The following is an 18,864-nucleotide window of genomic DNA, read 5'->3' on the forward strand; positions in this document are numbered from 1 at the left end:
AGTGCCGTCTTGCCAGTGCCATCTCCAGGTTCCTACAGTTCGTGGTGGTTCTCAATAGGAACTGTGAAACCAATCAGAACTGAAGCAACTATCAGAACCAAATGAACAGGAGAAAGCGCGATGACCTCGTCGACCGTGGAGATTCCCGGCTACGTGGCGGGCAAATGGGTGATCGACCCGGTGCACTCGCACGTCGGGTTCTCGGTACGCCACATGGCCGTCAGCAAGGTGCGAGGCGAGTTCAAGACCTTCTCCGGTGAGATCGTCACGGCGGAGAACCCGCTCGAGTCGACCGTCACCGCGACCGTCGACCTCGGCTCCATCCACACCAACCAGGAGCAGCGCGACGCACACCTGCGCTCCGCCGACTTCTTCGAGTCGGACAAGCACCCCAACCTGACCTTCCAGTCGACCTCGGTCCGGCGGGACGGCGACGACTTCGTCGTCACCGGTGACCTGACCATCAAGGGCATCACCAAGTCCGTCGACCTCAAGCTCGAGGTCAACGGCTTCGGCCCCAGCCCGCAGGGCACCGCCGCCGGCTTCACCGCCACGACCGAGATCGACCGCCGCGACTTCGGCGTCAGCTTCACCGGTGCCGTCCCCGGCACCGACGTGCTGATGGTCGCCAACAAGGTCACCGTCACGCTTGAGATCGAGGCCTCCCTCCAGGAGGGCTGACCGCGTACGACCGCAAGGGCCTTCCTACGTGCGCCAGGCACACGTAGGAAGGCCCTGCGGCGTTTTGTTCAGAGCGACTTGACGGACGCCACGACCTTGCTCAGCGACTCCTTCGCGTCGCCGAAGAGCAGCATCGTCTTCGGGTCATAGAGCAGCTCGTTCTCGATGCCGGCGAAGCCCGGCCGCATCGACCGCTTCAGGAAGACGACCTGCTGCGCCTCCTCGACCTCCATGATCGGCATGCCGTAGATCGGCGCGTTCGGGGTGGTCTTGGCAGCCGGATTGACCACGTCGTTCGCGCCGACCACCAGCGCCACGTCGGCGGTCTTGAACTCCGGGTTGACCTCGTCCATCTCCTTGAGCACCTCGTACGGCACGTTCGCCTCGGCCAGCAGCACGTTCATGTGGCCCGGCATCCGGCCGGCGACCGGGTGGATGCCGTAGAGCACCTCGGTGCCGCGTGCCTCGAGCAGGTCGGCCAGCTCGCGGATAGTGTGCTGCGCCTGCGCCACGGCGAGGCCGTAGCCCGGCACGATGATCACCTTGCGCGCGTAGCCGAGCAGAATGGCCACGTCCTCCGGGCTGCCGGACCGTACCGGCCGGTCAGCGCCGCCGCCGGCGGCACCGCCGGTGGCCGGCCGGAACGCGCCGAACAGGATGCTGGTCAGGCTGCGGCCCATCGCGGCTGCCATCAGCCGGGTCAGGATCGTGCCGCTCGCGCCGACCAGGGTGCCGGCGACCAGCAGCAGCGTGTTGGACAGCACATAGCCGCTCGCCGCCACGGTGAGGCCGGTGAAGGCGTTCAGCAGTGAGATGACGATCGGCACGTCCGCGCCGCCGACCGGCAGCACGAACAGCACACCGACCGCGAGCGAGACCAGCGCGAGCAGGCCGAGCAACAGGCCGCTGGAGCCACCGGTCGCGCCGACGACCACCGCGCCGACGGCGAGCCCGATCGCGGCGACCAGCGAGACCCCGAAGACATACTGTCCGCCGGGGAAGGTGACCGGCCGGGTCGTCATCAGCTCCTGCAGCTTCGCGTAGGTGATGACCGAGCCGGAGAACGAGACCGTGCCGACCAGCACCGTGAACGCGCCGGCCGAGGCCGCGATGGCGGCGACCGCGCCGGTGCCGTGTGCGCTGTCGGTGAGCTCGAGGCCGGCGACCAGCGCGGCCGCGGCGCCACCGACACCATTGAAGAGCGCCACCAGCTGCGGCATCGCGGTCATCGCGACCTTGCGCGCGGTCGGTACGGCGATGACGGTGCCGACCGCGATCGCCAACACGATCAGCGGGACGTTCTTCAGGTCGGCGGAGAAGAAGGCGACCAGCGTGGCAACGATCGCGCCGGCCGCGCCGATCAGGTTGCCGCGCCTGGCCGTACCAGGAGCCGACAGGCCCTTCAGCGCGATGATGAAGCAGATCGCCGCGACCAGGTAGATGAGTGCCGTGACCGGCGGAGAGAGCAGGTTCACGCTTCCTCCCGCTTCTTCGCCGGCTGGCGGCCCTTGAACATCTCGAGCATCCGGTCGGTGACCACGAAACCGCCGACCATGTTGACCGTCGCGAGGACGACCGCGACCAGGCCGAGGATCAGCGTGATGGTGTTGGTCGTCTTGCCGGTGACCACGATCGCGCCGACCAGGATCACGCCGTGGATCGCGTTCGCGCCGCTCATCAGCGGAGTGTGCAGGGTGGTGGAGACCTTGGAGACCACTTCGAAACCGACCACGACGGCCAGTACGAAGAAGGTGAGCAGGGTGACGCCGTCCATCAGCCGTTGTCCCCCTCGATCTGCTGCCGGGTCGGTTCGTGCCGGATGGCGCCGTCGTGGGTCAGACAGGCCCCGGCGACCACCTCGTCGTCGAAGTCGATGTCCAGCTTCTCCTCCTTGACCAGGAGCTTGAGCAGCTCGGTGACGTTCTTGCCGTACAGCCGGCTGGCGTCCACCGGCATGGTGGAGCTGGCGTCCGCCATCCCGACCAGCGTCGCGCCGCCGACCCGGATGTCCTTGCCTGGCACCGATCCCTCGACGTTGCCGCCGGACTCGGCGGCCAGGTCGACGACCACGGAGCCGGCCGCCATCTGTTCGAGCATCGCGGTGGTGACCAGCCGCGGCGCCGGACGGCCGGGCACGGCCGCGGTGGTGATGAGCACGTCCGCCTTGGCTATGTACGGTGTGAGCAGCTCCTGCTGCCGCTTGGCGCGGTCCTCGGTCATCTCGCGTGCGTAGCCGCCGGCGCCTTCGATCGCCTCCAGCTCCAGCTTGATGAAGGTGGCGCCCATCGACTTGACCTCGTCCGCGGAGGACGGCCGCACGTCGTACGCCTCGACCACCGCGCCGAGCCGCTTGGCGGTGGCGATCGCCTGCAGACCGGCGACGCCGGCGCCGAGCACCAGAGCGCGAGCCGGTGGGATCGTGCCGGCGGCGGTCATGAACAGCGGAAAGAACTTTGGCAGCCGCATGGCCGCCTCCAGCACGCAGCGATAACCGGCCACCAGCGCCTGCGAGGTGAGCGCGTCCATCGACTGCGCTCGCGAGATGCGCGGCACCAGCTCCATCGAGAATGCGGTCACGCCGGCGGCGCGCAGCGCCTTCACACCGTCGGGCTCGGCCGACGGTGTCGCGAAACCGATCGTCACGGCGCCTTGGCGCAGCTGGCCGATGTCGTCCGGCTGGAGCGGTCTGACGTGCAGGACCACGTCGGCGTCTGACAACGCGCTGCCGGTGACCACGGTCGCGCCGGCTTCGGCGTACGCGTCGTCAGGAGCGAGCGCCTGGACCCCGGCCCCCGACTCGATCACCACGTCGAAGCCCAGCTTGACCAGCGGCTCGACCTGAGAGGGGAGCAGCGCGACGCGGCGTTCGCCTGGCCTGCTCTCTTTTCGTACGGCGAGTCTCATGTCGGAACCGTAGAGGACGAGCCGGCCGTACGGGGGAGTTAATCGTCACACAACTCGCGGCGTTTCCTCAGTTGACAGCGTGCCGCAACGGAACACTCGGATGCAGGCCATCCAGGATCCGCCGGACGATCCGACCGCACTCGGCGCGCACTCGCACCTTGTCCTCCGGCGGTGCCTCCACCAGGGCGCGGCACGCTCCGTAGAGCAGGCCAAAGACGATCTGTGTCGCGGTCGGCAGTGGCACCGCCTCGACCTCGCCGGCCTCAATCAGCAGCTTGATAAACGCCTCGGTGAGACCGTACGCGTGCTGTTCCTCGAGCTGCTTCCACTTGTTCCAGCCGAGCGCGACCGGGCCTTCCTCCATGACCAGCCGGCTGTAGACCGGGTCGGCGCAGAAGTCGAGGAACGCGTCGAGACCGGCCATCGACGCGTGCCAGGCGTCCGGCGCGCTGGTGGCGGCCGCGGTGACCGCCGCCTTCATCGCCGTCTCCTGCAGCTCGACGACCGCCTCGAAGAGGGCCTGCTTGCCGGTGAAGTGGTGATAGACGGCGCCGCGGGTCATCCGGGTGGCTCTGGCCACGTCGTCCAGCGAGGTCTGGACGTAGCCGTGCTCGGCGAACAGGTTGGTCGCCGACTCCAGCAGAGCCGCGCGCGTCGCTTCCGAATACTCCTCGCGGCGGCTCTTGATGGTTGACATACGCCGAGTCTAAGACATACTCAGAGTACGTACCCAGAGTATGTGACCGACTTGGAGTAGGCCGATGACCGGTTGGCAGCAGGTGCACCGCCGCACCGACCTGCTGAACGCGGTGCTGGAGCACGTGTCCCGCACCGGTTCGCCGCAGGTCCCGGCCGCGTACCTGACCGAAATCGACGACGAGTTCGGCGGGCTCGACGACTTCCTGCTCGCCGTGCACCAGCGCTGGTCCACCGCCTTCGCGGCGCGGCTCGACGCGGTGTTGGAGGAGTCTCCGGAGGATCTGCCGGCGGCCCTCGCACGACTGCACACCGACTTGGCGGCGGTTCGTCCGGCGCTGCGCGCGGTGCTGGACAACTATCACGACAACAAGGCGTTGGCCGCCGCCGAGGACCGGCAGTGGCGGCAGCTGGTGGCGGCCACCGGCGTACGCGTACCAACCCCGGAGCCAGTCCTGCCGGCCGAGCCCACGGAGTCAGGATGCTTCGTGTTGCGGTTCGTGAACTGGCGGATCCGCCGGGTCCTCGACATGGCCTAAACCCGAAACGGGAGGCGTGATGACGCAGACCGAGCTCATGTTCAACCCGTTCGAACCAGGCTTCACCGCCAATCCGTATCCGCAGCTCACCGCCATCCGCGAGCGGCTGCCGGTGCACGAGCATCCGCTCGGCTTCTGGTTGCTGACCCGGCACGGCGACGTGTCCGACCTGCTCAAGTCCAAACACTCCGTCGAGGAGCACCGGATCAGCACCGGTGCGATGGCGGAGATGTATCGCCAGCTCGACGGCGACGAGGCGCGCCGTGCGGTCGGACTGTCGATGCTTGACCGCGACGCGCCGGACCACACGCGGCTGCGCAAGCTGGTGGTCAAGGCCTTCACCATGCGGACGATCGAGGCCCTCGCGCCTCGGGTCACCGAGTTGGTCGACCAGGCCCTCGACCGCCTCGCCGCCGCCGGCGGCGGTGACCTGGTCACCGAGCTGGCCTTTCCGCTGCCGTTCACGGTGATCTCCGAGATGATGGGGATGCCCGACACCGACCACGTACGACTGCGCGAGCTGACCGGCACGCTGGTCCGTTCGCTGGAGCCGGTCAACGACCCCGACGTACTCGCCGCGATCGCCGACGCCGACCGGCAGATCACCGCGCTGACCGTCGACGCCATCGAGTGGAAGCGGCGCAATCCGGCCGACGACCTGCTGACCGCGCTGATCGCCGCGGAGGACGGCGGCGACCGGCTGTCGGAGGAGGAGCTGGTCAGCCAGGTCGTGTTGCTCTACGTGGCCGGCCACGAGACGACCGTCAACCTGATCGCCAACGGCACGTTGGCCCTGCTGAACGATCCCGCGCAGTTCTCGCTGCTGGCATCGCGTCCCGACCTGGACGCCAACGCCGTCGACGAGCTGCTGCGTTTCGACCCGCCGGTGCAGATGTCGCGCCGCGTCACGCTTGAGCCGTACGAGGTCGGTGGTCATGTCATTCCCACCGGCTCGGCGGTCATCGTGAGCCTCGCCGCCGCGAACCGCGATCCCGCTGTTTTCGGTGACAACGCCGACAATGTCGACGTCGAACGCGCGAACGCTCGTCACCACGTCTCCTTCGGCGGCGGCATCCACCACTGTCTCGGCGCCGCGCTCGCGCGGCTCGAGGGTCGGATCGCGATCGGCCGTCTGGTGCGCCGTTTCCCCGACCTCCGGCTGGCCGGTGAGGTCAGCTGGAACGGCCGCATCAACCTCCGCGGCCCGGCGACCCTCCCGGTCGCCACCAGCTGACTCACGCCGGATGCACGCATGGTGGCCATGCGCTCGTCCAACGCACGCATGGTGGCCATGCGCGCATCCGGCACCTGCCGCTGGGTCGGCTGAACGGCGTACGGCCGGCCGTGACATATGTACCGGCCGGCCGGTGCCGTTGGACATGCGTGTCGACGGCTGCCGGAGCGCAGAGTCGGGTGGTCCGATCCACACTTCTCAGGCAGGTCGACGTGCGTACTCTCCGCCGCATCGCGCCAGCGCTGCTGCTCCTGTTTCTCTCACCGTTGGTGGCCGAGTTCCTGCTCGGCGACATCCCGGTCACCAAGGTGGCGTTCCTGCTGTTCTTCCTCCCGATGTACGGCTGCGGCGCGATCCTGGTCAGGGAGATCGTCCGGCGTACGGGTCGCGGGTGGCCGACGATGCTGGTTGCGGCGCTGGCCTACGGCGTGCTGGAGGAAGGCATCGTCACGATGTCGCTGTTCAATCCGCACTACGCCGGCGAGCATCTGCTCGCGTACGGCCTGATCCCGGCGATCGGCATGTCGCCGGTCTGGACGATCTACGTGCTCAGCTTGCACGTGGTGTGGAGCATCGGCACGCCGATCGCGATGGCCGAGGCGGTCGCCGGTGACCGGCGTACGACGCCTTGGCTCGGCAAGGTCGGGGTTTCCGTCGTCGCCGCGTTCTTCGTGGTCGGCGTCGTGGTCACCACGGCCAGCCAGCTCGCCACGGAGAAGTTCGTCGCGGCGCCGGGACAGCTGATCGGCGCGGCTGTCGCGTTCGTGGTGTTGATCGTGCTCGCGGTGTTCCTGCGTCCGGTCGCCGCATCGCGGACTGGCAACGCGCCGAGTCCGTGGCTGGTCGGCGTCGCCGGCACGGCGTTCGCGTTGGTGTTCCAGCTCTTCGACCGATACGGCCAGGCCGTGCTGCCGGCCTGGCTCACCACGGTCGCGCAGGTCCTCCTGTGGGCCGGTTTCCTGACCATCGCGGCGATCTGGTCGGCGCGTGGCGGATGGGACGGCCGGCACGTGCTGGCGCTCGCGACCGGCGCGATCCTCAACTACGGCTGGATCGGCGTGCTTCGAGTCGCGACCGGCGGTGTCATCAAGCCGCTGCAGGTGACGCCGGCCGACCTGGTCGGCCAGGTCATCCTGGTGCTGCTCATGCTCGCCGTGATCGCCTGGGGGTTCCGCCGCCAGGCGGCGGCGCGCGAGCTGGTGGCGGCATGAAGCGGCTGGGTCCGGTCGCCGTCCTGTTCTTCCTGGCGCCGCTGGTCGCCGAGTTCCTGCTTGGCAACGTGCCGGTCACCGCGTTCTTCGCGTTGCCAGCCCTGGCGTTGCTCTACGGTTCCGGCGCCATCCTGATCCGCGAGGTGGCGCGGCGCAGCGGTCGCGGCTGGACGGCGATCGTGGCGTTCGGCATCGCGTACGCGCTGGTCGAGGAAGGCATCGCGACACAGTCGCTGTTCGACCAGCACTACGTCGGCCTCGACCTGCTCTCCTACGGTTTCGTCCCGGCGATCGGCACAGCCGGCCCGTGGCTCGTCTACATGCTCGGCGTACACGCCGCGTGGAGCATCGCGATTCCGATCGCGCTGACCGAAACCTTGTTCGCAAAGCGCGGCGACCGGCCCTGGCTGGGGGCGATCGGCCTGGCCGTGACAGCGGTGCTGTTCGTCCTCGGCATCGCTCTGACCTGCTGGTTCTCGATCAGGAGCTCGTCGCCGCAGTTCGTCGCGTCGGCGGCACAGCTGGCCGCCGCGGTGGTCGCGGCGGTCGCCTTCGTCGTCCTCGGTTTTGTCGTACGACCGCCACAAAAGCCGACGACCGCGGTGGCGCCGCGTCCGTGGCTGGTGGCGCTGGCGACCTTCGCCGCTGGCTCGGTTTTCCACCTGGCGATCCGCTTCGGACCGTACGTTGTCCCGGCGGCGGTGGAGGTCGCGGTGGCCACCGTGGTCGGCTTCGCCGCGGTCGCGCTGATCGCCTGGTGGTCGAGCCGGCCCGGCTGGTCCGCCGGTCACCGGCTCGCCGCGGCCGCCGGTGGGGTGGCCGTCTACTGGTGGGTCGCGCCGCTGCTGCTGGCGCAGGGTGGCATCGCCAACCTGATCGGCTGGGGTGTGCTGGCGCTGTCTTCGTTGGTGTTGCTGGTGTTTCTCGGCAGAAAGAGTCAGCTGTTGGGCACCGGCAGCGCGGCCAGCTCCGGGATGGCGCGAGCGGCCAGCTCCAGATATTCCGGGTCGCGCTCGATGCCGACGCTGCGATAGCCGACCGCGGACGCGGCGGCCAGCGTCGATCCGGAGCCGGCGAAGGGGTCGAGCAGCACACCGCGACCGAGCGGCAGCATCGCGCGTACGACCGCGCGCAGGAACGCCTGCGGTTTCAGGCTCGGATGCGGTGCGATCCGCCGCTCGACCGGCCGCGTCGGCGACGAGGGGATCACGTCGCCAAACGGCCGGTCCGGCCCGGTGCGGCGCAGGCCGCCGGTGCCCCAGCGGCGCAGGTTTTCCGCGACCGTGCCGGAAAACGGCTCGCGATAGAGCAGCCATGGCTCCCACATCGACCGCGGCATCACGGTGACATCGGAAAACTCCTGGTGCGCGTTTTTCGGCCGGTCGCCGCCGCGCATCGTCATCACCAGCCGGACGATCTCGGCGCGCCGCTCCAGACCGGCGTCCTCCAGTGCCGCGCTGACCACATACGACAACAGCGGATTGGCCGCCACCAGCACGTGTGCTCCTGGCACCAGCACCGGACGCAGCGCAGCGGCCCAGTCGTGGAAGAAGCCATACATCGCGGCTCGGTCGGTGCGGTCCAGCGTGGTGAAGCGCGGCAACGGAGAGCGCCGGCTGCCGTTCAGCGTCGGTGGAATGCGCCAGACACCGCCATAACCGCTGCGCAGTTTCGCCTGCTCGGTCTCGCTGTATTCGACGATGCCGTACGGCGGATCCGTGACCACCGCGTGAATGCTGCGCGGCTCGCGCGTGCGCAACCAGTCCAGGCAGTCACCGGCGTAAAGGCTCGCCTCACCGGCGCGGAAGACCGGTGGCGCGTACGCATCGGTGACATCCACCTGGCGAGCGTGCCACAACGAACCGGAAAACTAGAACTGCACGCCGCGTGTCAGAGCGCCGTCGACCACCAGGTTCGTGCCGGTGACGAAGCTCGCCGCCGGACTGGCCAGGAACACCGCGGCCCTGGCGATCTCCTCCGGCCTGGCCATCCGGCCGGTCGGGTTCAGCGCGAGCGCCTGCGCGAACAGCTCCGGGTTGTTCTGCTCGATGTTCTGCCAGACACCGCCGTCGAAATAGGTGTTGCCCGGCGAAACGCTGTTCGCGCGGATGTTCCGGCCGGCCAGCTGATAGGCCAGGCCCTGCGTGTAGTGGATGATCGCGGCCTTGCCGGCGCCGTACGATCCGGCGGCGAAGTCGACCTCGCGGCCGGACACGCTGGCGATGGTGACGATCGACCCGGCCGGGCTCTTCTCCAGCTCCGGCATGGCCGCCGACACCAGGCCGACCGTGCCGAGAATGTCCGTACGCAGCGTCTGTTCCCAGGTCTCCAACGTGTCGCCGATGGCCAGTGCGCTCACGTTGGCGATCACGATGTCGACGCCGCCGAACTCCGCCGCGACCTCGGCGACCCAGGTGCGCAGCGCCGCGTTGTCGGCGATGTCCAGCACCTTGCCGCTCACCGAAGCTCCGCCGGCGCGCAGCGTCTTGGTCGCGTCGGCGACATCGGCCTCGGTGCGCGCGCAGAAGGCGACCGACGCACCTTCGGCGGCCAGCGTGTCGACGATGGCTCTGCCGATGCCCTTCGTGCCACCGGTGACGATTGCGCGCGATCCACTCAGCCCGAGGTCCACGCCGCTCAGCCTAATCCGTCAGATCGAGAGGCGTACCTGGTCGAAAGGGCTGCAGACCGGCCGCTCGCAGCTCCTCGGCGCGGCCGCGCAGGTGGTCGTGCATTCCCTGGTACGACTGTGCCGGTGGCAGCAGCCGCTTCTCGATCTTCACCACAGCGCTGTAGTTGGTGTCGACGACGTTGGCCAGCGGCGCCAGGCTGGTCTGGCTGATCAGCTGATAGCTGTCCATCGGCGTGAGGCCGTAGAGCGCGCTGATCCAGTCGACCATGTCGGCCTGCGCGATCCGCCAGGCGTCCTCCAGCGGCCGCGCCGAGCCGACCACCATCAGCGCGTCGTCGGTCTCGACCCGCGGCCAGGTCGGCGGCGCGCCGCCTTTGATCAGCTCGACGATGATCGTGCTGTTCATCGCGCCTTCGACCGCGGTGCCGCAGGCCTCGCCCTCGCCCTGCCGATAATGACCGTCACCGATGGAAAACAGCGCACCTTCGACGTTCACGCCGAAATACGCGGTCGCGCCAGCGCGCATCTCGGGAGTGTCCATGTTGCCGCCGTACGAGCCGGGGACCAGGGACGTGCGCACCTCGCGAGCCGGCGGTGCCACCCCGACCGTGCCGAGCATCGGACTCATCGGCAGGTCGAGTTCGAACTGGCTGTTGACCGCGCTGAACCGGACCACCCGCCGCTCCAGGTCGGCCTGATAGATCCAGGTCTGCTCCGGCAGCGGGTCCTGCAGCGTGGGGTTGAGCGGCGTACTCGTCATGCCGCCGAAGTTCTGGATCGCGCTGGACACACCCCAGTCGCGCGCTGGCGTCAGGTCGACGATGTGCAGAGCGAGCGTGTCGCCCGGCTCGGCGCCGGTGACGTAGAACGGACCCGTCTGCGGGTTGACCGCGGTCATGTCGAGCTTTTCGCTCGGCCGGTCCTCGACGGTCTGCAGGCGTCCGTTGAACGCGTCCTCGCTCCAGAGTCTCAGCACGCTGCCCGGCGACACGTCCATCACCGGCTTGGCGCCGCCGAAGGTGTACGCGTACTGATCCGCGTTTGGCGTGAACTCGATGATGTCCGTGCTCGCTCCGCCGTTGACTCGGTCCACCCGCATTCCGACCGCGTCCCTTCTCGCGATGACCTCGCCACGGCGCGGCCGGTGAGCCGGCCGAGGCGAATTGACACGCTTTGTGCCCGTGTTGCTACGGGCTGCCTAGACTGTGCCAGACCATCCGGGTGATCCGCATCCTTCTTCCCGGTATGGATCTTCGCCCAAAGTTTATGGTCAGTGGTCTTTTCATTCGGTCGCGGGGCTCAACCTGCGTAAACGCCGCGAAATCCGGAGGAGTGCCGGCTAACGGAAAAGCCGCCGTTCGCGATGTGGCCGATTCGTTACCGCCGGCGCCAGTGCATTTGCACGTGCACGTGATGTTGGCGTCGATTTCGGCCACCCGGGCGGTGTTTTCGGCTCGGCCTGAGCAGACTGTGATGGTGATCCGGATCGTCCTGCGGCCGCGGACCGTGGCGCACACCCGCTTCGTGGTGTCGCCGCTGTTCGAGCTGTCGACTCTGCTGTTGACGATCGCGAAGGCGCGCGCCGGCACACCACCGCATGGCACGCGGATCCGGCGATACGTCGAACGCGCTCATCGGGCCATGGCCGACCGCCGGCTCGCCGTGCTCGACGCGTTGGCGACACCGCCGTATCTGCCGGACTTTCTGTGGCCTCACCCCGAAGATGCCGAGCCCGATCTGGCTGTGGCGCTGCGCCAGGTCGCCGAGGCGTCGGCGCAGCGCGTACGCGCCGAGATGGAGATCGTCGTGCACGGCCGGCCGGTCGCCAACCTCGCCGGTCATCCGCTCGCGGCCGTACTCACCGACGCGTTGGCGAACGGAGAACCGGCGTTCGCCAGACAGGTGGCCGACGAGCTGCGGCAGTTGTGGCGGGCGGTGTTGGCGACCGAGTGGAACGCCGTTCGCCGCGAGCTGGAAGCGGACGTGCAACGGCGTGCCGGTGTGCTCGCGCGACGCGGCGTGGCCGGCCTGCTCGGCAGCCTCAACTCGCAGATCAGCTGGCATGACGACGAGGTGCACGTGGCCTCGCCGTACGAGGTGACGGTCACCTGGGGTGACGCACTGTTGCTGGCGCCGACCGCGACCGCCGACCGTGTCGGCATGCTCGTCGACCCGGTCAGCGAGCCGTCGCGGCGGCCGCCGATGCTCGTCTATCCCATCGAGACCGAGGAAAAACCGGCCGTCGAGCCGGCCGGCGACAGCCTGCTCGGGGTGACCCGCAACGCGCTGCTCACCGATCTCGCGGCGGCGCGTACGACCACCGAGCTGGCTCGCCGCCATCACCTCACACCGAGCGCGGTGTCCTATCACCTGTCGATCCTGCACCGATCCGGGATGGTGAGCCGGTCGCGGATCGGGTCTGGTGTCTACTACCAGCGCACCGAGCACGGCGAGGCCGTGTTGTCGGCTATTGGCTCAGGAACTGGTAAATAGCGTCGCGCCCGGCCGGGCTGGTGGCGCGTGACATCACCGAGTGCCCGGCACCCGGCACGATCACGATCCGCGGATGCGCGATGGTTTTCGCTTCCGCGTAAAGCCATTCGTACGGTGTGGACAGGTCGCGATCGCCGCCGAGCAGCAGCGTCGGCACGTCCGGCATGCGACCGTTTCGTTGCGGCACCGGCGATTCCGGCCAGTAGAGGCAGGTGAGCAGGACCCCGTTGGTGGCCGCCGTCCGCCGGTCGTACGGATAGACCGCGGACTCCGGCAGCCGCGCCGCCGCGGCATTGACCGTCAGCTGCCGTACGGGCAGTGGCGCGTGTGCGGTGATCCATGGCCAACGCAGATCGCCACACAACGTGCTCGCATGGAGTCCCTGGCTCAGCTCCTCCGGCGGCGTAGCCTGCTTCACCCCCTGGATCCAACCGTCCAATGTGGACGAGTTGCCGGTTCTGGCCTGGTGGATGGCTTCCGGCGCACCGGCGTAGGTCGGGTCGACGATGCCCCAGACCGTCAGCGCGTTGAGGATGTCGGAGCCGTCGGTCCGTGCGCGTACCACCGCGGCGAGGTCCGCGACCGGGTCGCTCGGACACGTGCGCGTCTGGCAGATCGCGCGCAGCACGCGACCGGTCGCCTTCATCGGTGTCGTCCACAGCGGCTCGTCGCCGTCGTGCGGCACCACCGAGTCGAGGATCAGCTTGGCGACATTGTGCGGATGCGCGATCGCATAGTGCTCCGCCGTGTAGGTGCCGTACGAGACGCCGTCGAGCACCACTTTGTTGGCACCCAAGGCTTTTCGCAGCTGGTCGAGGTCGGCGACCGTGTCGCTGGTGGTGTAGAAACGACGGTCGGGTCCGATGATGCCGGCGCAGTCCTCGACCGCTTTCCTCGTCGGCATCGCGAGATCCGTCGATCCCATTTCCGCCTGGAGTCGCGGACAGTTGAGCGCATTGGCGCCGGTGCCGCGCTGGTCGAACATCACCAGCCGATAGTCGCCGAGGATCGGCTGGAGTTTCGGTGCCAGCCTTGGCAACAGCGACACGCCCGGCTGGCCGGGACCGCCGGTCAGCAGGATGAGCGTGCCTTTCGGCGCCTTGACGTTGTCGGCCGCCGCGACCTGCAGGTCGAGCGTCCGGCCGCGCGGGCTCCGGTGGTCGAGCGGGACCGTCAGCGTCGAGCAGGTGTAGCCGGTCATGCCCGGACACGGATGCTGGCCGGTCAGGCCCTGCGCCGGCGGCGCGGCCGCGACCGGTCCACCGGTGGCGACCAGCGCGGTCGCCACCAACGCGGAGATCTTCCAACGCGTACGCATGGACGCATTACACGGTCACCGACGCCGCCACGCCAGACGATTAAACGAGATTCAAATCCGGCCGCCGCCCACGCCGCCCGACGACGCAATCGGATTACGATTGCGTCGTCTGTTGGTGGCTGACCTGCGGTTTCGCCTCGTCGGTGACAATCGGGCGCCGGCTTGGCCGTCCGAATGCGACTTTCTTGCCGGTATACCGGCGGGTAGCGGTCAAGAAGGCGGCAAGCGGACAATCGCCCAGCCGCGCAGGGCAAACAGACGGCGCCTAGCGATCGGTGTAGTGCTTGTACGCGCCGCTGGCCAGGGCGACGACACCGAAGAGCAGCGCCAGCCAGCCCTGACCGATGAAGGCCAGCGCGGCCACCGCACAGCCGAAGATCACCGCCTCGACGACGATCCGGCCAGGCAGCGACAGCGGCATGGTGGCCTTCGGCGAGCAGAACATGGCCCACGCGACGATGGCCGCCAGCGGCAGCACCGCCGCCAGTAACCAGCCGAGTACGCCTTGGATCAGCGCGAAGCCAGCCAACCCCAGCGACACGAACGCGCAGATCTCCAGAACAGCGCGAACCCCGGGGTTGACCTTGGCTACGAACGCTTCCACAAAAGAAAGATTACTCGGACCCGGCTGGCGGCCGGGATCAACCAGCCAGACCCTTGTTCTTCTCGTCGCGCCAGGCAACCCACTCACGCAGCGGCGCGAGATCATAGTCCGGACCGCTGATGGCGATGGTGAACAACCTGGTCCCGAGCGCGTACGTACGCTCGCCGACACCGCCGGGCTCGCCGTGCCGGTTCGTCCCGACGGAGCGCTCGATCTCGGCCGGGTCGCGGCCGATGGCGGCGCAGTGCTCGTCGAGGATGCGGTGCTTGCGCTCGATGACCTCGGCGTCGCCGAAGCCGTGCCAGATGTCGGCGTGCTTGGCGACCAGCCGCAGCGTCTTCTTCTCGCCGCCGCCACCGATCAGCACCGGCAGCTTGCGGGTCGGCGGCGGGTTGAGCTTGCCGAGCCGGCTCTCGATCCGCGGCAGCGCCTCGGCCAGGTCGTCCAGCCGGCCACCTGCGGTGCCGAAGTCATAGCCGTATTCGTCGTAGTCGCGCTCGAACCAGCCCGACCCGATTCCCAGGATCAGCCGGCCGTTGGAGATGTGGTCGACGGTGCGGGCCATGTCGGCCAGCAGCTCCGGATTGCGATAGGTGTTGCAGCTGACCAGCGCGCCGATCTCGACGCGGCTGGTCGCCTCGGCCCAGGCGCCGAGCATCGTCCAGCACTCGAAGTGCTTGCCGTCCGGCTCACCGGTCAGCGGAAAGAAATGGTCCCAGTTGAAGGCGATGTCGACACCGATCTGTTCGGCCTCGGCCACCGCGCGACGGATGCTGGCGTAGTCGGCGTGTTGCGGCTGCAGTTGTACGCCGATGCGTACCGGATTGGTGTAGGTGTTGGTCACGGAACTTGAGCCTATGCCTGTCCAGCGCGATCGCATCCTGTCTGGTTGGCCACGACGGGCCGGCGACGGCCTTAACGTGCGTTAAGGTGAGCGCAGCCACGACGTACGAGAGGAGCGGCCGTGCCTGTCCTGCGCTCTCAGGTGGACCCTGCCTCGCAGGTCTTCCGGGACAACCGGACCGCGCTGCTGGCCATGATCGGCGAGATGGAGCGCCAGCAGGCCCTCGCGGTCGCCGGCGGCGGCGAGAAGTACGTGCAACGCCACCGTGACCGCGGCAAGCTGCTGGCGCGCGAGCGGATCGAGTTGCTGCTCGACCGGGACTCGCCGTTTCTGGAGCTGTCCGCGCTGGCCGCGTGGGGGACCGAGTTCACCGTCGGAGCCAGCGTGGTGACCGGCATCGGCGTCGTCTCCGGCGTCGAGTGCGTGATGATCGCGCACGATCCGACCGTACGCGGCGGCACCATGAACCCGATCTCGGTGCGGAAAATCCTCCGCGCGATGGAGATCTCCCGGCTCAACCGGCTGCCGCTGATCAACCTGGTCGAGTCCGGCGGCGCCGATCTTCCCAACCAGCGCGAGGTTTTCGTCCAGGCCGGCCGGATCTTCCACGACCTGACCGACCTGTCGGCCAAGCGCATCCCGACCATCGCGCTGGTTTTCGGCAACTCCACCGCCGGCGGCGCGTACGTGCCGGCGATGTGCGATTACGCCGTACTTGTCAGCAACCGCGCCAAAGTCTTCCTCGGCGGCCCGCCGCTGGTGAAGATGGCGACCGGCGAGGACTCCGACGACGAGTCGCTCGGCGGCGCCGACATGCACTCGCGGATCTCCGGCCTGAGCGACTACTTCGCGGTCGACGAGTTCGACGCGATCCGGATCGGCCGGCAGATCGTCGCCGATCTCGGCTGGCGAAAGCTCGGTCCGGGACCGTCACGACCGGCCACGGATCCGTTGTACGACCCCGAAGAACTGCTCGGCATCACCTCGGCCGACTTCCGCGTGCCGTTCGACCCGCGCGAGGTGCTCGCCAGGGTCGTCGACGGATCGGTTTTCGACGAATACAAACCGACATACGGCACCAGCCTGGTCACCGGCTGGGCCGCCGTGCACGGCTATCCGGTCGGTGTGCTCGCCAACGCGCGTGGCGTGCTTTTCAGCGAGGAAGCCAAGAAAGCCTCCGAGTTCATCCTGCTCGCCAACCATTACGACACGCCGCTGGTCTTCCTGCAGAACACCACCGGCTACATGGTCGGAAAGTCGTACGAGCAGGGCGGGATCATCAAGGACGGCGCCAAGATGATCAACTCGGTGGCCAACAGCGAGGTCCCGCACCTCACCATCAACATCGGTGCGTCCTTCGGCGCCGGCAACTACGGCATGTCCGGCCGGGCGTACGACCCGCGGCTGATGTTCGCCTGGCCCAACTCGCGGCTCGCGGTGATGGGTGCGCAGCAGCTGGCCGGTGTCATGTCGATCGTCGCGAAGAATGCCGCGGAGGCGACCGGAAAACCGTTCGACGCGGAGGCCGACGACAAGCGGCGGCGCGCGATCGAGGAGCAGATCGAGCGTGAGTCGCAGGCGATGGCGGTCACCGCGCAGCTCTACGACGACGGCATCATCGATCCGCGCGACACGCGTACGGTGCTCGGCATGGCGCTGTCGGCCGTGCACTCGGCACCGGTGCAGGGAAGTCATGACTTCGGCGTCTTCCGGATGTAGGAGCCTGTGGTGATTCAGAAAATCCTCGTCGCCAACCGCGGTGAGATCGCCGCGCGGGTGATGCGTACGGCCGCCGGGCTCGGCATCCGCACGGTCGCCGTGTTCTCCGATCCGGACGCCGAGGCGCCGTTCGTCGCACAGGCCAACGAGTCCGTACGGCTGCCGGGTGCGAGTCCGCGCGAGACCTATCTCGACGCCGACAAGGTCATCGCCGCCGCGCTGGCGACCGGCGCCGACGCGATCCACCCCGGTTATGGCTTCCTCTCGGAAAACGCTGGTTTCGCCAGGAAATGCGAGCAGGCCGGCCTCACCTTCATCGGTCCGCCGGCGAGCGCGATCGACGCGATGGGTTCGAAGCTGACCGCCAAGAAGCTGATGGCCGACGCCGGTGTGCCGGTGCTGCCGAGTGCGGAGGTCGACGGCGACACCGATCTTGCCGCGGTGGCTGCCAAAATCGGCTTTCCAGTGCTGGTCAAGGCGGCTTTCGGCGGCGGCGGCCGGGGCATGCGGATCGTACGCGAGGAGGCCGGGCTGGCCGACGCCGTCGAGCGCGCCACCAGCGAGGCGGCATCGGCATTTGGCGACGGCACGGTTTTCATCGAACGTTACCTCGACGCGCCGCGGCACATCGAGGTGCAGATTTTCGGCGACACCTCGGGAAATGTCGTGTCGCTGTTCGAGCGCGAGTGCTCGATCCAGCGCCGCTATCAGAAAATCATCGAGGAGTCGCCGTCGCCGGCGGTCGACGACAAGCTGCGCGCGCAGCTCGGCGAGGCGGCGGTCGCGGCCGGCAAGGCGATCGGTTACGTCGGTGCCGGCACGGTCGAGTTCGTCATGGACCAGGCCGGCGAGTTTTTCTTCCTGGAGGTCAACACGCGGCTGCAGGTCGAGCATCCGGTCACCGAGCTGGTCACCGGCCTCGATCTGGTGGCGCTGCAGATCCGGGTCGCCGAAGGTGCACCGCTGCCGGCCGAGGTGACCGACGCGACGATCACCGGCAGCGCCATCGAGGCGCGGCTCTATGCCGAGGACGTGCCGGCCGGGTTCCTGCCCTCGACCGGCACGCTGCACGTCTTCGAGGTGCCAGACGGTCCCGGCGTACGCGTCGACAGCGGCGTGCGGACGGGGTCGGTCGTGTCGGTGCATTACGACCCGATGCTGGCCAAGGTCATCGCGTACGGCCGTGACCGCGCCGAGGCCGCGCGCCGGCTCGCGACCGCGCTGGCCGACGCGCGCGTCCACGGCGTGACGACCAACCGTGACCTGCTGGTCGCCATCCTGCGGGACGACGAGTTTCTCGCCGGCCGCATCGACACCGGCTATCTGACGCGCCACGATCCGGCCCAGCTCGGCGCGCAACCGGGCGGCCTCGATATTCTTCGCACGCATACGGTCGCCGCCGCGCTGGCCGCCGAGGCCGGTCGGCGCGGCCGGGCGACGGTGCTGCCGGCCGTGCCGTCCGGCTGGCGAAACGTACCGACACAGTCTCAACTGGTGGGATATCGGCTCGGTGTGACGGTCGTCGAGGTCGGTTACCGGTTTGGTCGCGATCGGCTCCACGTGACGGTCGACGGCGAGCCGGTGGACGTACGGCTGCACGCGGCGTCCGCGACGACCGTCGATCTGGAGCTGTCCGGCGTACGGCGGCTGGTCACCATCCGCCAGGTCGACGGCACGTCCTATGTGGACAGTGTGCTCGGCTCGACCGCGCTGGTGGAAACGCCGAGATTCCCGGATCCGGAGGCCGCCGAGCACACCGGCTCGCTGCGCGCGCCGATGCCGGGGTCCGTGCTGCGGGTGCTCGTCGCGACCGGCAGCGCCGTCCGTAAAGGGCAGCCGCTGCTCGTGCTGGAGGCAATGAAAATGGAGCACACGGTGGCCGCGCCAGCCGACGGTGTGCTGACCGAGATGTCGGTGTCCACCGGTCAGCAGGTGGACACCGGTCAGGTGCTCGCCGTGGTCGGCGACACCGACTGAAAGCGTCGGAAA

Annotated in this window: 18 protein-coding genes; 8 read left to right on the forward strand and 10 right to left on the reverse strand. The window is 68.5% G+C overall.

Annotation, left to right across the window (positions count from 1 at the left end):
- Nucleotides 1–120 precede the first annotated feature (120 nt).
- The gene (locus GNX95_RS38580) at nt 121–681 is read left to right on the forward strand and encodes a YceI family protein (protein ID WP_163512722.1); all 561 of its coding nucleotides are present in this window, start codon (nt 121–123) and stop codon (nt 679–681) included.
- Between the two features lie 68 nt (nt 682–749).
- Here the strand turns inward: GNX95_RS38580 and GNX95_RS38585 are convergent, their stop codons facing one another.
- The 4 genes from GNX95_RS38585 to GNX95_RS38600 form a co-directional block, all read right to left on the reverse strand.
- Nucleotides 750–2,156 carry an NAD(P)(+) transhydrogenase (Re/Si-specific) subunit beta gene (locus GNX95_RS38585; protein ID WP_163512723.1) on the reverse strand — a complete coding sequence of 469 codons (1,407 nt, stop codon included), beginning with the start codon at nt 2,154–2,156 and terminating at the stop codon, nt 750–752.
- The gene (locus GNX95_RS38590; protein ID WP_163512724.1) at nt 2,153–2,455 is read right to left on the reverse strand and encodes an NAD(P) transhydrogenase subunit alpha part 2; all 303 of its coding nucleotides are present in this window, start codon (nt 2,453–2,455) and stop codon (nt 2,153–2,155) included. The genes GNX95_RS38585 and GNX95_RS38590 overlap by 4 nt, the downstream gene beginning before the upstream one ends.
- Nucleotides 2,455–3,585 (reverse strand): Re/Si-specific NAD(P)(+) transhydrogenase subunit alpha, encoded by a 1,131-nt coding sequence (locus GNX95_RS38595; RefSeq protein ID WP_163512725.1) that lies wholly within the window; start codon nt 3,583–3,585, stop codon nt 2,455–2,457. The genes GNX95_RS38590 and GNX95_RS38595 overlap by 1 nt, the downstream gene beginning before the upstream one ends.
- A 67-nt stretch (nt 3,586–3,652) precedes the next feature.
- Entirely contained in the window at nt 3,653–4,282 is a 630-nt protein-coding gene (locus GNX95_RS38600) for a TetR/AcrR family transcriptional regulator (protein ID WP_163512726.1), read from the reverse strand.
- A gap of 64 nt (nt 4,283–4,346) precedes the next feature.
- Here GNX95_RS38600 and GNX95_RS38605 point away from each other — a divergent pair, with 64 nt between their 5' ends.
- From GNX95_RS38605 to GNX95_RS38620, 4 genes are all read left to right on the forward strand, one after another.
- Entirely contained in the window at nt 4,347–4,820 is a 474-nt protein-coding gene (locus tag GNX95_RS38605) for a hypothetical protein (RefSeq protein ID WP_163512727.1), read from the forward strand.
- A gap of 19 nt (nt 4,821–4,839) precedes the next feature.
- A complete protein-coding gene (locus GNX95_RS38610) occupies nt 4,840–6,054 on the forward strand; it encodes a cytochrome P450 (protein WP_163512728.1) in 1,215 nt (404 codons plus the stop codon).
- A 212-nt stretch (nt 6,055–6,266) separates the two neighbouring features.
- Nucleotides 6,267–7,265 carry a hypothetical protein gene (locus GNX95_RS38615; protein WP_163512729.1) on the forward strand — a complete coding sequence of 333 codons (999 nt, stop codon included), beginning with the start codon at nt 6,267–6,269 and terminating at the stop codon, nt 7,263–7,265.
- Nucleotides 7,262–8,299 (forward strand): hypothetical protein, encoded by a 1,038-nt coding sequence (locus GNX95_RS38620; RefSeq protein ID WP_163512730.1) that lies wholly within the window; start codon nt 7,262–7,264, stop codon nt 8,297–8,299. Before GNX95_RS38615 ends, GNX95_RS38620 begins: the two co-directional genes overlap by 4 nt.
- Here the strand turns inward: GNX95_RS38620 and GNX95_RS38625 are convergent.
- From GNX95_RS38625 to GNX95_RS38635, 3 genes are read right to left on the reverse strand one after another with little or no spacing between them, the layout of a single operon-like run.
- Complete coding sequence (locus GNX95_RS38625) at nt 8,203–9,105, reverse strand: DNA-methyltransferase (protein WP_163512731.1); 903 nt, start codon at nt 9,103–9,105, stop codon at nt 8,203–8,205. The genes GNX95_RS38620 and GNX95_RS38625 overlap by 97 nt on opposite strands.
- A 30-nt stretch (nt 9,106–9,135) precedes the next feature.
- Complete coding sequence (locus GNX95_RS38630; protein WP_163512732.1) at nt 9,136–9,897, reverse strand: SDR family NAD(P)-dependent oxidoreductase; 762 nt, start codon at nt 9,895–9,897, stop codon at nt 9,136–9,138.
- 10 nt (nt 9,898–9,907) lie between these two features.
- Entirely contained in the window at nt 9,908–10,996 is a 1,089-nt protein-coding gene (locus GNX95_RS38635) for an acetamidase/formamidase family protein (RefSeq protein ID WP_163512733.1), read from the reverse strand.
- 374 nt (nt 10,997–11,370) lie between these two features.
- On the opposite strand from GNX95_RS38635, the gene GNX95_RS38640 reads away from it, so the two are divergent.
- On the forward strand, nt 11,371–12,390 hold the full coding sequence (locus GNX95_RS38640) for an ArsR family transcriptional regulator (RefSeq protein WP_163512734.1): 1,020 nt from the start codon (nt 11,371–11,373) through the stop codon (nt 12,388–12,390).
- Here the strand turns inward: GNX95_RS38640 and GNX95_RS38645 are convergent.
- From GNX95_RS38645 to GNX95_RS38655, 3 genes are all read right to left on the reverse strand, one after another.
- Complete coding sequence (locus GNX95_RS38645) at nt 12,365–13,708, reverse strand: alpha/beta hydrolase (protein WP_163512735.1); 1,344 nt, start codon at nt 13,706–13,708, stop codon at nt 12,365–12,367. The genes GNX95_RS38640 and GNX95_RS38645 overlap by 26 nt on opposite strands.
- 265 nt (nt 13,709–13,973) lie before the next feature.
- Nucleotides 13,974–14,312, reverse strand: a complete 339-nt coding sequence (locus tag GNX95_RS38650) for a YrdB family protein (protein ID WP_163512736.1) — start codon at nt 14,310–14,312, stop codon at nt 13,974–13,976.
- A gap of 37 nt (nt 14,313–14,349) precedes the next feature.
- On the reverse strand, nt 14,350–15,192 hold the full coding sequence (locus GNX95_RS38655) for an LLM class F420-dependent oxidoreductase (protein WP_163512737.1): 843 nt from the start codon (nt 15,190–15,192) through the stop codon (nt 14,350–14,352).
- An 84-nt stretch (nt 15,193–15,276) separates the two neighbouring features.
- Between GNX95_RS38655 and GNX95_RS38660 the strand changes: the two genes are divergently transcribed.
- Nucleotides 15,277–16,875 carry an acyl-CoA carboxylase subunit beta gene (locus GNX95_RS38660; protein WP_163512738.1) on the forward strand — a complete coding sequence of 533 codons (1,599 nt, stop codon included), beginning with the start codon at nt 15,277–15,279 and terminating at the stop codon, nt 16,873–16,875.
- A 9-nt stretch (nt 16,876–16,884) separates the two neighbouring features.
- Nucleotides 16,885–18,852 carry an ATP-binding protein gene (locus tag GNX95_RS38665; RefSeq protein ID WP_163512739.1) on the forward strand — a complete coding sequence of 656 codons (1,968 nt, stop codon included), beginning with the start codon at nt 16,885–16,887 and terminating at the stop codon, nt 18,850–18,852.
- The last annotated feature ends 12 nt before the right edge of the window (nt 18,853–18,864 follow it).

It is taken from the genome of Fodinicola acaciae (genome assembly GCF_010993745.1).
In the GTDB taxonomy this organism is placed as follows: Bacteria; Actinomycetota; Actinomycetes; order Mycobacteriales; family HKI-0501; genus Fodinicola; species Fodinicola acaciae.